The organism is Streptomyces sp. CA-142005 (genome assembly GCF_050942335.1).
Classification (GTDB): Bacteria; Actinomycetota; Actinomycetes; order Streptomycetales; family Streptomycetaceae; genus Streptomyces.
In genome coordinates this window covers 1,148,829-1,160,860 of sequence record NZ_CP192078.1, presented here as the reverse complement: position 1 = coordinate 1,160,860, position 12,032 = coordinate 1,148,829, and the positions used below count along the sequence as shown (strand labels likewise).

Below are 12,032 nucleotides of genomic sequence, written 5' to 3'. Positions count from 1 at the left end.
TGAACCATGGCGCACGATACACGGGTTGCTTGTAGTTTCAAGTAAACCGGCGGGGTCGACCCGCCAGGGTTCGCGACGACCTGGCCCGCCGTACGAGGTCCACGGCGGCCGGCTGCCACTCGGGGTGGACGAAGTCGAACCCGGCCGCCCGCAGTCGCCCCGGGACCACCCGGCGACTCTTGAGCAGCAACTCCGTGTCCGAGCGCAGCGCGAAGGCCCCCAGCTCCGCCATCCACCGGGTCGCCGGCAGCCCCACGGGGACGCCCCGGGCCGCGCGCAGCGTCCGCATGAACTCCCGGTGCGGGAGCGGGCCCGGGGAGGCGAGGTTGACCGGGCCGTCGATGTCGTCCCGGTCGATCAGGAACTCCACCGCACCTACGAAGTCCTCGTCATGGATCCAGGAGACGTACTGCGCACCGCCGGCGACCGGCCCGCCCAGCCCCAGCCGGACCAGTCCCAGCAGCACGTCGAAGACACCGCCCCGGTCCGGGCTCATCACCATCGCCGAGCGCAGCGCCACCTTCCGCGTCGCCGGTGTCGGTGCCTCGGCCTGGGCCCGTTCCCAGTTCCTGGCGATGTCGACGCTGTAGGCCCAGTAGTCCGGAACTCCGGTCTCCGAGCCGCCGATCACGCCGGACGCCTCGTCGTTCGCCGCGTCGAAGCGGTGGGCGTAGATCGTCGCCGTACTCATCTGCAGCCAGACGCGCGGCGGTTGCGCGGCGGCGGCGATCGCCTGCCCCACCACGCGCGCCGAGTTCACCCGCGAATCCATCATGGCCCGCAGGTTCTCGGTCGTGTAGCGGCACGAGACGCTGCGTCCGGCCAGGTTGACGACCGCGTCGCTGCCGTCGATCACCCGGGCCCAGCGGCCGAGCGTGGCCCCGTCCCAGCCGACCTGCCGCTCTCGCGTCGGACGCCGGGTGAGCACGGTGACCTCGTGACCGGCCGCCGTCAGCGCACGGTCGAGAATCGCGCCGACCTGACCGGTTCCCCCGGGCAGAACAACCTTCATCGAGCCCCCTCGGTTCGGTACGCACAGCGTAGCCGCATATTTGAACGCGTTCAAAAGAGGGGGTCGAGGGTCTGGGTAACTGCCCCAGAGCGCCTCTCCGTTGACAGGCGCTGCGGTAAGGTACGAGCTGTTTGGTTTAATTTTCAGCTTGAGGAGGGTCCATGGCTCAGCAGGAGCGAGCTGTCCGGACCCGGCGTGCTGTTCTGGAAGCCGCCGCCGCGGTGTTCGCCGAGCGTGGCTACGCGGCCGCCACCATCGCCGAGATCCTCCACCGGGCCGGCGTGACCAAGGGCGCCCTGTACTTCCACTTCGACTCCAAGGCCGCGCTCGCCCGCGGTGTGCTGCAGGAGCAGATGGCGACCGAGTACCACGTCCCCCGGGAACTGAAGTTGCAGGAATGGGTGGACGCGGGCATGACGCTGGCCGAGCGGCTGCCCCGGGAGCCGATGCTGCTCGCGGGGGTCCGGCTCTCGGCCGACCTTCAGGGCCGCGATGTGTTCGGCAGCGCCTGGCCCGCCTGGGCCGAGATGACGGGCTCGCTGCTGGCGGAGGCCAAGGAGCGCGGTGAGGTACTGCCGCATGTGGTGCCGGAGGAGACCGCCCAGGTCTTCCTCGGCGGGTGGATCGGCGTGCAGTTCGTCTCGCAGGCCGTCGCGAACTGGGCCGACCTCGACCACCGTATGTCGGACCTCTTCAACCACCTGCTCCCCGCCGTCGCCGCGCCGGCCGTCCTCGTCCGCCTCGACACCGCACCCGACCGGGGCGCCAGGGTGATCGCGGAGGTAGGGAGGAAGCCGGCGGCGTCATTGGCCGGCGTCAACAGCTGAGTCCGCGCGCGGCGCGCCTGTGGCACCGGTTGAGGGCGGCTGCTACCAAACCGTCGGGTCGGTTTCCTGGCCGCGCCCTGGCCGCCGCCGTGCCAGTAGGTTGAGCGGATGACGCCGATGCCCGTGATCCTGCTGCTGTCCGGGAGCCTGCGGAAGGGCTCCACCAACGAGGCGGTGCTGCGTACCGTGCAGGCGGTGGCGCCGTCCGTGGGCGTGGGCACGGCGATGTACGAGGACCTGGTCCGGCTTCCGCATTTCAACCCCGATGACGACACCGACCCGTTGCCGGCCCAGGTCGCCGCTCTGCGGGCCGCGCTGGACCGTGCGGACGCCGTCCTGATCTGTACCCCCGAGTACGCGGGCACGCTGCCCGGCTCGTTCGGACTGGACGGTCGGGGGAACGGAGATCTGCGGCAAGCCGGCCGGATGGATCAACGCGGCCGCCCCGGGCCGTGGCCGGGGCGCGGGGGCCACGCTGCGGACGGTGCTCGGCTTCACGGGCGCGGCCGTCGTGGAGAAGGCGTGTGTGCGGATCCCGGTGGGACGGGACAGCTCGACGGCGGCGGCCTCGTCGCCGATCCGTCGGTACGCCGCCAACTGGGTGAGGTACTCGCGCTGTTGACTCGGACGGCCGGTTGAGCCGGAGGCCCGCGTGCTGGTGGACGCCGTCGAGCCGCCGGCTCGGCATGGCGTGGACCGCCGTCGGCCGGTGCTGGGAGGCACGAGTGCTTGCGGTACCGGCCGACGCTCCGCTCGGGTCGGGGTCCTTGACCACCAGCAGGGAGGGATCGTTCGTGGCGGCCCCGTCGGTGGACGCGGCGTACGGGAGGTCCTACGTGCCCTGTGCCAGGGTCTGGACCTCGGCCGCGGTCAGCGTTGTGCCGTAGACGCGGAAGTCGTCGACCGCGGCCTTCAGGTACGGATCCGGGTACTGGGACCTGCCGACGTACGCGGCCCGGATGTGGTTGCCGAAGTAGCGGGGTTCGACGGTGACCGCCGTGTTCCGGCCCGCCTCGCGGCCGTCGACGTAGAGCACGGCCGTGCCGGAGCCGTAGGTGACCGCCAGGTGCACCCAGCGGTCGGTCGGCAGTGGGTCGGCGTCGATGCGCTGCTCGGCACCGCCGCCGCCCGTGGTGATCGCGTAGCGCAGCGTGCCCGCGCCGCTCAGCGGGGTCAGGAACATGTTGGCGCTGACCCCGGTGCCGAAGTCGAAGATCCGGCTCCAGGTGGCGGGCTGCCCGGTCAGGTTGACCCAGGTGGCCACCGAGTAGGCCGACGCCCCGGCCAGCAGGTCCTCGGCGAGCGTGACATGTCCGTCCTGGCCGTCGAGGGCCACGGCTCCGCCGATGCGTCCCTGGGCCCAGGCGGCCCCGCTCGCCAGGGTCGCCGTCCTGCCGTTGCCGGTGGCGTCGGAGGCCGTGCTGCCGGAGGTCTCGTCGAAGCGGTCCCAGGCGGCGAACTCCGGTGGCGGCGACGGGGGTTGGCCGGTCAGCCAGTAGACGTCGTAGTACTGGTGGTGGACGCGGGTGATGGCGTGTCAATGGCACGCGGGAGACGTGAGCGTGCGGCGGTAATTCGCTGGACAACTCCATTGCGGAAGGTCAGCGTTGATGGAATGGATCAGGAGAAGATCTGGGACACCGCCGTCGCTCAGCGCTACGACACGCCCGGTACCGGCATGTTCGCCCCCGAGGTTCTGACGCCCACGGTGGAACGCCTCGCCGAGCTGGCGGACGGTGGAGCGGCACTGGAGTTCGCGATCGGGACCGGCCGGGTCGCCGTCCCGCTGGCCGGGCGAGGAGTCCCCGTCACCGGCATCGAGCTGTCGGGGCCGATGGTGGAGCAGCTGCGGACCAAGGCCGACGAAGCCACGATCCCCGTGGTCATGGGTGACATGGCGACGACCCTCGCCCCGGGGACGTACAGCCTCGTCTACCTCGTCTACAACACGATCTCCAATCTGCTCACGCAGGCCGAGCAGGTCGAGTGCTTCCGCAACGCGGCCCGCCATCTCACGCCCGGCGGCCGGTTCGTGATCGAGCTGTGGGTGCCGGAGCTGCGCACGCTTCCGCCGGGCAAGGAGGCCACCGTGTGGCGCGCCGACGCCGGGTACGTGGGGCTGGACACCTACGACGTCCTCAACCAGCGCGTCGTGTCACACCACTTCCGCATCGACGAGACCGAGGAGGCCCGGCTGTACCGCAGCCCGCACCGCTACATCTGGCCGTCCGAACTCGACCTCATGGCCCGACTGGCCGGATTCGAGCTGGAGTCCAGGCACGCCGACTGGTCCGGCACCGAGTTCACCGCCGACTCGCGTTCCCATGTCTCGGTGTACCGGCTGCGGCTGACGGACTAGCCGGGGAACGGCGCGCATGCCCGCGTGGTGAGCGCCGATCGCCACCGCGTCGCCGTGGACGCTCAGGAAGGCAGCAGCCGCAGGGCGTACAGCGCGGCGCCCAGGTCTGCGAGGGCCATCGGGTCGGTGAGCGGACGCCCGGTCAGCTCCTCCACGCGGCGCAGCCGGTAGCGCACCGTGTTGGGGTGGACGAAAAGCCGTTCCGCCGCCCCGGCGGCGACCCCGCCCGAGGCGAACCAGTGACCGAGGGTCTGCAGCAGCCGCGCCCGCTCCGCCTCCGGCAGTTCGAGGAGCGGGCCCAGGGCGACCTCGACCAGCCGGCTCGCCTCCGCCGGAGCGGCGGCCACCAGCATCGCCAGCGGGCTGTCGTCGAACCGGTTGACCCCGTGTCCCTCGCCGGGCAGTCCGGCCAGGGCCAGCCGGGCGAACCGCAGCGCCTGCGGCGTGTCGCGCAGTGAGTCGAAGCGGGGGCTGACGCCGACCCGGGCGCGCCGGCGGCGCAGCGCGCGCAGGCTGACCGTCTCCGCGTCCCGGTGCCCGAGCGAGACCAGCCCGATCTGCTGGTCCGGCAGCAGCCGCCACACCGACGGCACACCGGAGCGGCGCAGCGCCGCCTCGATCCCCGGCAGCGGCTCCTGGCCGGGATCCGGCACCGAAGCGGCCACCACCGCGTACGGCCCGCGCTCCGGCAGACCGAGCTGCCCGGCCGCCTCCCACAGCGTCGTACGATCCGCGAGGGCGCCCGTGAACAACGCCTCGGCCAGGGCCGACCGGCGGGCCTCGCGCTGCAGCGCCAGCTCCGCGCTGGCCTCGCGGTAGGCGGCCGCCACGGCCTCCGCGTACCGGCCGAACAGCGCCCAGATCTCCGAGGAACCGGCCACCAGTTCCGCGTCCGTGACCTCCGGGTGCCTGCGCGCCTCGTCGACCATCTCCGACCAGAGCAGCTCGAAGCCGACCCGGTACGCGTGCAGGGTGTCCGCGAGCGGCACGCCCTGCTCGGCGCGCAGCCGGCCGGTCTGCTGAGCGGCTCCGACGCCCGGTTGGGAGCCGTAGGCGAAACGTCCGAGGAGCTGCTCGGCGTTGCCCTCGCAGGACTCCCTGAGCGACGCCAAGGGGATGAGCGAGTCGTCCGCGTACGACTCGACCTCCGCACGGATGCGCTCGGCCATCCGCCCGCCCAGCTCCGGAAGGCGCCCACGCAACGCCGCGCCCACATTCGACAGACCCACACCCGCAGCGTACGGCGCTCCCTTTGTTCGGCAGAACAAGTCCGGAACAGGCGAACTGTGGGCGTCGCCATGGACGCCCCTGACCGTGCACGCGACCATGCCGGGAACGCTCGCGACGGGACCCGCGGGCGTGGCGGAGCATGCGTGCGAGGAGGCATCATGGCCAATCTGGCGGAATTCCTGGTGGAGACGGCGCGACGGCTGCCGGACCGCCCGGCGCTGCGGCTCGGCACGGCGACCACCACCTACGCTGACCTCGACCGGCTCAGCGCCCAGGCCGCCGCGCTGCTGCGCACCGAGGGCCTGCGCACCGGCGACCGGGTCGCACTGATGCTGCCGAACGTGCCCGAGTTCGTCGTCCTCTACTACGCCGTCCTGCGCGCTGGCGGCATCGTGGTGCCGATGAACCCGCTGCTGAAGGAGCGCGAGACCGAGTACCACCTGCGGGACTCCGGCGCCGTGCTGCTCTTCGAGTGGCATCAGGCGCCCGGCGAGGGCGCAGCGGGCGCGGCCGCCGCCGGCGTACGGCACCTGAGGGTCGAACCGGCCGCCTTCGCCGCCGAACTGGCGCGCCTGGAACCGCGGTACGAGGTGACGGCCGCCGCCGGCGACGACATCGCCGTGCTGCTCTACACCTCGGGCACCACGGGCCGCCCCAAGGGCGCCGCGCTCACCCACGCCGGGCTCCGTCACAACACCGAGGTCAACGTCACCGAGGTGCAGCGGCTGACCTCCGACGACGTGATTGTCGGCTGTCTGCCGCTGTTCCACATCTTCGGGCAGACCTGCACCATGAACGTCGCCGTCCGCAGCGGCGCGTCCCTCACCCTCGTCCCCCGCTTCGAGCCGCAGACCGTGCTCGACGCCATCGCCCGCGACCGGGCGACTGTCTTCGAGGGCGTCCCCACCATGTACGCGGCGCTGCTCCAGCATACGGACGCCGCCGCGGCCGACGTCTCCAGCCTGCGCATGTGCGTCTCGGGCGGCGCCTCGCTGCCCGTGGAGATCCTGCACGGGTTCGAGCGGCGCTTCGGCTGCATGGTGCTGGAGGGCTTCGGCATGTCCGAGACCAGCCCGGTCGTCTCCTTCAACCACCCCGACCGCCCGCGCAAGCCCGGCTCCATCGGCACCCCCATCCGCGACGTCGAGGTCCGGCTGCTGGACGACTCCGGCCGGGACGTCGCACCGGGCGAGGTCGGTGAACTGGCCGTGCGCGGGCCCAACGTGATGAAGGAGTACTGGCACCGCCCCGAGGAGACGGCAGCCGCCATCCCCGACGGCTGGCTGCGCACCGGCGACCTGGCCCGCAGGGACGAGGACGGCTATCTGTACATCGTTGACCGGAAGAAGGACCTCATCATCCGCGGCGGCTACAACGTCTACCCGCGCGAGATCGAGGAGGTGCTGCACGAGCATCCCGCCGTCGCCCTCGCCGCGGTCCTCGGCGTGCCCGACGAGCGGCTCGGCGAGGAGGTGGCCGCCGCGGTTGTCCTGCGCCCTGGAGCCCAAGCGGACACCGAGGAGTTGCAGCGGTTCGTCCGGGACCGGGTCGCCGCGTACAAGTACCCGCGCCGGGTCTGGGTGACGGACGCGCTGCCGATGGGACCGAGCGGCAAGATCCTCAAACGGGAGATCACCGCGCCGGCCTCCTGAAACGACCTCGCATGAACAACCTGTTCACCGTAATCAGTTGACACCACTTCGTGTTGAACGCAACCCTGGCCGCATGTCGTCAACCGCCGATCACACCGACCCCTTCAACCCTCCACAGCCGGAACAGGCGCGCGCCCAGCGGGTCCACGCCTCCCTCTTCCGCATCGCCGAGCGGCACGCGGCGACGGACGGGCAACGCCGTCGGCAGACCCACCCCTCGGTCCTCGCCCCGCACGAGGCCGTCCGGCTCGTGACGTTCCTGCTGAGCGGGGCCGCGCTGCTCGACGAGGGCGAGCCGGAGGTGGACCGCGCCGACATCACGGCCGCATTGAGCCTCGTGCCGCTGGTGCGAGCGGAACTGGACGAACTGGAGGCCTCACTGCTGCAGATGGCCCGCGGCCGGGGCATGACCTGGCCCGAGATCGCCTTCGGCCTCGGACTCGGCACGCCACAGGCCGCCAGACAGCGTTACGAACGACTGGCCGACCGCACCGCCACCGACGCCGGGGACGCCTGACACCGCGGCCGGCCGCAGGCCGTATGCCGAGGGCTTCGCGGGGCAACACCCCTGCGGGCTATGGTGAAACGACGCGGGCTGAAGCGACGGGAGACTTCGGTGGGGGAGCCGGGCGCAGAGCGGGGCGAACGGATCCGTGCGCGGCTCGCGGTCCCGGCACCGTCGGGGCCCGAGGAGCTGCCCTCGGTGGCGGACGCGGACGGATATGGCGAGGCGATTGCGCTCCGGCGACCCGGAGCCGGCACCCCCGGGGGCATACGGCGCCGGCTGCATGCTCGAACGGCGCGGGGACTTCCGCGGCCCCCGCGACGCCTTCCGCCAGGCCGCCCGCTCCGGGCATCCGCTCGTGGCCGCGCGGTCCCTGATCCCGCCGAGCGACGTCCCGGTACGCCTGGCGGATCCGCAGGGTGCCGGGTCCGCCCTGGAACGCGCCGCGCGCTCCGCCGATCCGGACGTACGGCAGGCCGCCCTGGAACGGATCGACCGCCTGCCGCGCGGCCCCGGACCCGACGGCACAGCAGCGAGCACCACCGGGCCACCGTACGGGGATGTGTGACATCGACGTGAGCAACGACAGTGCGCTGGACTCCGGCGGCCGCGCGCGAGCCGGCCGGTCCGGCCTGGAGGCACGACTCGGCGAGCTGACCGAGACCCTGGGCACCCACGGCTTGAGCGTCGTACGCCGGAACCTCTACCACGACGAGAGCGGCGACGGCACCGGAGACCTGCTCTGGCTGTGGCTGTGCGCCACACCGCGCCGGTTTCCCGAGGAGACGCACGATCTCGTGGTCCGGTACAGCACGGCCGACGGCGACTGGCAGGTCTCCGCCCCCGACGGCCGGACCCGGCGGATCCCCGCGGACGCCGGCGCGGCCCCGCCCGCCGCCGCGATCGCCGACGTCCTGTCGCCCGAACCAGGCGGCGCGCCGCCCGAACCGCCGGCGCTGCGCGACATGCCCGACTGGGTGTCGCTGGTGCTGAGCGGGACCGCCACCGCGTTGATCATCCCGTTCGTGCAGGCCGTCGCCGGCAAATCGGCCGACGACGTGTACGCGGGCCTGCGCGCCCGCCTGACCCGGCGCGGCAGCCCCGCCGCAGACCCGTCCGCCGCCGACTCGGCCGGTTCCGGCACGGGCACCCCGGACCCCCAAGTCCCGCACGACGCCTCCGGTTTCGTCAGCATCCAGGACCCGGAAACCGACCTCCAGCTCGTCGTGCCCGACCCCATCCCACCCGACGCGGTACGGCAGTTGATGGCCATGGACCGCTCGGAGCTGCGCGGCCGCACGCTCGTGTGGGACGACAGCAGGCAGGAGTGGTTCCGTTGCCGCCGGACCTGAACCCCGCCGGTCAGGACACCGGTTCCGGCGGCCCCGAGACCGATGCGCTCGCCGGCCGTCTCAAGGCCTACACGGCCACCCGCGATCCCGCCGTCCTGCTCGCAGCCGGAGCCGAGCGGGAAGCCGCCGCCCTCCTCGATTCGGGCGTACGCTCCGTCGTGCGGGACATGAGCATCGACGTGCAGCCCCGGCTCCGGCTCCTCCACGACACCGGCTGGCTGTTCTGGCTGCGTGCCCTGTCCGACGGGCGGCGCAACCCGCTGAACGACCGGGATCTCTCGCTCGCCCTCGCCCTCCTCGCCCCGCTGCGCGACGCCGAGCCGCAGTCCGTGCCGGAGGCGGTCGTCGCGCAGATCCACGCCCCGACGCCGGGCGCTCCCCAGGTGGGCGTCTGGAACGACTTCGCGGGACTGCTCCTGGAGGAGGCGGGACCGCACGACCGAACGGCGCTCCTCGCGGCGACCGCTGTGCTGCAACTGGGCATCGTCATGGCCGAGGACAGACCGGGCCGGGCCCGGTGCATGGGCAACACCGTGCACAGCCTGCTCTTGCTGCACGAGCACCACGCCGAGGCGGAACTCCTCGCCGGGGCCGTCGACCTGGCCCGCAGGCTGGTGGCCGAGACTCCGCGGGACGCGCCCGAGCACCTCCACCATCTGGCCCGGCTGTGCGAGGCCCTTCGGCACGCCTACACCCTCCACCGCGAGCCCGAAGTGCTCGCCGAGGCCATCGACCTGGCCCGGACGGTGTCCAGTGGGCTGCCGCCCGGCCACCCCCGCAGGCCCGACGCGGTGACCAACCTCGCCGGACTGCTGCATCTGCGCCACGACGACGTCGGCGACTCGGAGTCGCTGCGGGAGGCCGTCGCCCTCTCCCGTGCGCTGGTCGACGGACTGCCCCCCGACCACCCTGCCCGCGCCCGGGAGCTGAACAACCTCGCCCATCAGCTGGAGACGCTGGCCGAACTCGACGGCGAGAACGCGGACCCGGCCGCGCTGGACGAGATCATCGATCTGGGCCGGGCGGCCCTCGCCGCCCTCACCCCCGACGCCGACCCGGAACTGCGCACGGCCGTCCGGGCCAACCTCGGCCGCCGGCTCGGACAGCGTGCCCGGCGCGGCGGCCCCGGACAGGATCCGGCGGCCGACCTCGCCGAAGCCCTCCGGCTCGCCCGCCAGGCCCATACCGGCTCGGCGGGCCGGCCGACGGAAGTGGCGTTGGAGGCGCTGGCCGGCGGTCTGGCCGAGCAGTACGCCCGCACCCGTGACCCCGCCGTGCTCGCCGAGTCCATCGCCGTGCTGCGGGACGGCCTGGCCGCCGCCGTCAGCCCCGCCCACCTCGCCTCCCGCCGCTACCTGCTCGGTGCGGCCCTCAACAACCGCTATGTGGAGTACGGCGAGCCGGCGGACGCCCGCGAGGCGGCGACCCTGTTCCGCCAGGTCGCGAGGGCCGCCACCGAAAGCGTCCCCAGACGGCTGGAGAGCGCCTGGCACGCCGGCAAGCTGGAGATCAACCTCGAGGACTGGCCCAGCGCCGCCGACGATCTCTCCCTGGCGGTCCGTCTGCTGCCGGACCTCGCCGGCTGGCAGCTGCGCGCCGGTGACCGGGAACGCCGGCTGCCCGCCTACGCGCCGCTGCCCACACTGGCCGCCTCCTGCGCGCTGGCCACCGGCTCACCGGCCCGCGCGCTGGAACTGCTGGAACAGGGACGCGGGGTGCTCCATGCGGAGGCATCCGCCGTGCGCGTCGATCTGGAGCGGCTGCGCGTCCACGCCCCCCGGCTCGCCACGGCCCTGGCGGAGTTGCCGACCCGGCTGCGGTCCGAGCCGGACGCCGACCGGCGCCACCGACTGGCGGACGAACGACGGCACTTGATCCAGGAGATCAAGGGCGTGCCCGGGTTCGAGGACTTCCTCCAGCCGCCGCGCCTCGAGGAGATCCTCGACGCCTGTCGCGAGGGCCCCGTGGCCGTCCCGATGTTCGGCCGCTACGGCTCCGACGCCCTGCTCGTCACCCGGGACGGCGTCCGCCGGCTGCCGCTGCCCCGGCTCACGTTCGACACCGTCCGGCGGCTCGGCCGCGATCTGTTCGGCGGCGCCGAACTCGCTCTGGACCACGGGGCCTCCCCGGCGCGCCGCAGCCACGGCGAGTACTCCCTGCGCACCGGTCTGGCCCTGCTCTGGGACGCCGTCGTGGGGCCCGTCCTCGACGCTCTGCGGGACGACCTCGGCGGCCTGCGGGAGGGCACCGCACCGCCCCGCATGTGGTGGTGCCCCACCGGGCCGCTGAGCCTCTTCCCGCTGCACATGGCCGAACGCCGCGAGGAGGGCAGCGCGTTCGCCCTCGTGGTGTCGTCCTACACGCCCACCGTCCACGCGCTCCGCCGCCTGAGCGCCTGGCGGCCGGGGCCGGACAGCCGCCCCCTGGTGGTCGCCCTGCCGCGCACCCCCGGCGCCCCGGATCTGCCGGCCGCGGACGAGGAGGCGGCCCTGCTCACCGGCTCGTTCCCCGGCGCCCGCCTGCTGCGGGGGCCGGCCGCCACCCGTGAGCGACTGTTGACGGCCGTGCCGGACCACGACATCGTCCATGTGGCCTGCCACGCCGGACACGACGCCGACCGTCATCACGAGGGCCACCTCGTCCTGCACGACGGCCGGCTGCACATCAGCGACATCGCGGCCGCCCGCACCGACCGGGCCGGCCTGGCCTTCCTGTCCGCCTGCGGCACCGCCCGCAACCGCCTCGACCTGCCCGACGAGTCCCTGAACCTGCTGTCGGCCTTCCAGCTCGCCGGCTTCAGCCACCTGGTGGGCAGCCTCTGGCCGGTGACCGAGCGGATCAACACCCGGCTGGTACAGGCGTTCTACGAGCACCTGACCGCGCATCGGGACGCGACGGTCGCCGAGTCCCTCCATCACGCCGTGGCGCGGGTGCGCGAGCGGGAGCCCGAACGGCCCTCGCTCTGGACACCTCATGTGCACATCGGTCCCTGAACCTCGGCGCTCAGGTCGCCGCCCGCCCGGCTGCCGGTGACCGGCCCCCGGTCATCCGGGTACAGGTGCGGAACGCTCCCCGGCGCCAGCTCGCGCTGCGGA

12 protein-coding genes are annotated in these 12,032 nt (G+C 73.1%); 9 read left to right on the top strand and 3 right to left on the bottom strand.

Annotated features, from left to right (window positions below; genetic code table 11):
• Positions 1 to 37: 37 nt before the first annotated feature.
• On the bottom strand, positions 38 to 1,012 hold the full coding sequence (locus tag ACQPXS_RS05705; RefSeq protein WP_433447543.1) for a TIGR01777 family oxidoreductase: 975 nt from the start codon (positions 1,010 to 1,012) through the stop codon (positions 38 to 40).
• 161 nt (positions 1,013 to 1,173) lie between these two features.
• On the opposite strand from ACQPXS_RS05705, the gene ACQPXS_RS05700 reads away from it, so the two are divergent.
• Complete coding sequence (locus ACQPXS_RS05700; protein WP_433447541.1) at positions 1,174 to 1,839, top strand: ScbR family autoregulator-binding transcription factor; 666 nt, start codon at positions 1,174 to 1,176, stop codon at positions 1,837 to 1,839.
• 108 nt (positions 1,840 to 1,947) lie between these two features.
• Positions 1,948 to 2,478: an NADPH-dependent FMN reductase gene (locus ACQPXS_RS05695; RefSeq protein WP_433447539.1), complete on the top strand. Its 531-nt coding sequence runs from the start codon at positions 1,948 to 1,950 to the stop codon at positions 2,476 to 2,478.
• Positions 2,479 to 2,671: 193 nt separating this feature from the next.
• Here the strand turns inward: ACQPXS_RS05695 and ACQPXS_RS05690 are convergent, their stop codons facing one another.
• Entirely contained in the window at positions 2,672 to 3,175 is a 504-nt protein-coding gene (locus ACQPXS_RS05690) for a LamG domain-containing protein (RefSeq protein WP_433447537.1), read from the bottom strand.
• 10 nt (positions 3,176 to 3,185) lie between these two features.
• Here ACQPXS_RS05690 and ACQPXS_RS05685 point away from each other — a divergent pair, with 10 nt between their 5' ends.
• Together ACQPXS_RS05685 and ACQPXS_RS05680 are read left to right on the top strand one after the other, a co-directional pair.
• Positions 3,186 to 3,338 (top strand): hypothetical protein, encoded by a 153-nt coding sequence (locus ACQPXS_RS05685; protein ID WP_433447535.1) that lies wholly within the window; start codon positions 3,186 to 3,188, stop codon positions 3,336 to 3,338.
• A 116-nt stretch (positions 3,339 to 3,454) separates the two neighbouring features.
• On the top strand, positions 3,455 to 4,198 hold the full coding sequence (locus ACQPXS_RS05680; RefSeq protein ID WP_433447532.1) for a class I SAM-dependent methyltransferase: 744 nt from the start codon (positions 3,455 to 3,457) through the stop codon (positions 4,196 to 4,198).
• Between the two features lie 62 nt (positions 4,199 to 4,260).
• On the opposite strand, the gene ACQPXS_RS05675 is transcribed toward ACQPXS_RS05680, so the two are convergent.
• Complete coding sequence (locus tag ACQPXS_RS05675; RefSeq protein WP_433455721.1) at positions 4,261 to 5,412, bottom strand: PucR family transcriptional regulator; 1,152 nt, start codon at positions 5,410 to 5,412, stop codon at positions 4,261 to 4,263.
• 174 nt (positions 5,413 to 5,586) lie between these two features.
• On the opposite strand from ACQPXS_RS05675, the gene ACQPXS_RS05670 reads away from it, so the two are divergent.
• The 5 genes from ACQPXS_RS05670 to ACQPXS_RS05650 all read left to right on the top strand — a co-directional run bounded on the left by ACQPXS_RS05670 (position 5,587) and on the right by ACQPXS_RS05650 (position 11,930).
• Positions 5,587 to 7,080, top strand: a complete 1,494-nt coding sequence (locus tag ACQPXS_RS05670; protein WP_433447530.1) for a long-chain-fatty-acid--CoA ligase — start codon at positions 5,587 to 5,589, stop codon at positions 7,078 to 7,080.
• A gap of 73 nt (positions 7,081 to 7,153) precedes the next feature.
• On the top strand, positions 7,154 to 7,597 hold the full coding sequence (locus ACQPXS_RS05665; protein ID WP_351801573.1) for a DNA-binding protein: 444 nt from the start codon (positions 7,154 to 7,156) through the stop codon (positions 7,595 to 7,597).
• A 271-nt stretch (positions 7,598 to 7,868) separates the two neighbouring features.
• Positions 7,869 to 8,153: a hypothetical protein gene (locus ACQPXS_RS05660; RefSeq protein ID WP_433447527.1), complete on the top strand. Its 285-nt coding sequence runs from the start codon at positions 7,869 to 7,871 to the stop codon at positions 8,151 to 8,153.
• The gene (locus ACQPXS_RS05655) at positions 8,146 to 8,937 is read left to right on the top strand and encodes a hypothetical protein (RefSeq protein ID WP_433447524.1); all 792 of its coding nucleotides are present in this window, start codon (positions 8,146 to 8,148) and stop codon (positions 8,935 to 8,937) included. The genes ACQPXS_RS05660 and ACQPXS_RS05655 overlap by 8 nt, the downstream gene beginning before the upstream one ends.
• Positions 8,922 to 11,930 carry a CHAT domain-containing protein gene (locus tag ACQPXS_RS05650; RefSeq protein ID WP_433447522.1) on the top strand — a complete coding sequence of 1,003 codons (3,009 nt, stop codon included), beginning with the start codon at positions 8,922 to 8,924 and terminating at the stop codon, positions 11,928 to 11,930. The genes ACQPXS_RS05655 and ACQPXS_RS05650 overlap by 16 nt, the downstream gene beginning before the upstream one ends.
• Positions 11,931 to 12,032: the final 102 nt, after the last annotated feature.

Excerpts from the sequence above, each read along its gene's own strand:
- ACQPXS_RS05705 (WP_433447543.1), bottom strand. The coding sequence starts at position 1,012 with ATGAAGGTTGTTCTGCCCGGGGGAACCGGTCAGGTCGGCGCGATTCTC.
- ACQPXS_RS05700 (WP_433447541.1), top strand. The coding sequence starts at position 1,174 with ATGGCTCAGCAGGAGCGAGCTGTCCGGACCCGGCGTGCTGTTCTGGAA.
- ACQPXS_RS05695 (WP_433447539.1), top strand. The coding sequence starts at position 1,948 with ATGACGCCGATGCCCGTGATCCTGCTGCTGTCCGGGAGCCTGCGGAAG.
- ACQPXS_RS05685 (WP_433447535.1), top strand. The coding sequence starts at position 3,186 with ATGCGTCCCTGGGCCCAGGCGGCCCCGCTCGCCAGGGTCGCCGTCCTG.
- ACQPXS_RS05680 (WP_433447532.1), top strand. The coding sequence starts at position 3,455 with ATGGATCAGGAGAAGATCTGGGACACCGCCGTCGCTCAGCGCTACGAC.
- ACQPXS_RS05670 (WP_433447530.1), top strand. The coding sequence starts at position 5,587 with ATGGCCAATCTGGCGGAATTCCTGGTGGAGACGGCGCGACGGCTGCCG.
- ACQPXS_RS05665 (WP_351801573.1), top strand. The coding sequence starts at position 7,154 with ATGTCGTCAACCGCCGATCACACCGACCCCTTCAACCCTCCACAGCCG.
- ACQPXS_RS05660 (WP_433447527.1), top strand. The coding sequence starts at position 7,869 with ATGCTCGAACGGCGCGGGGACTTCCGCGGCCCCCGCGACGCCTTCCGC.
- ACQPXS_RS05655 (WP_433447524.1), top strand. The coding sequence starts at position 8,146 with ATGTGTGACATCGACGTGAGCAACGACAGTGCGCTGGACTCCGGCGGC.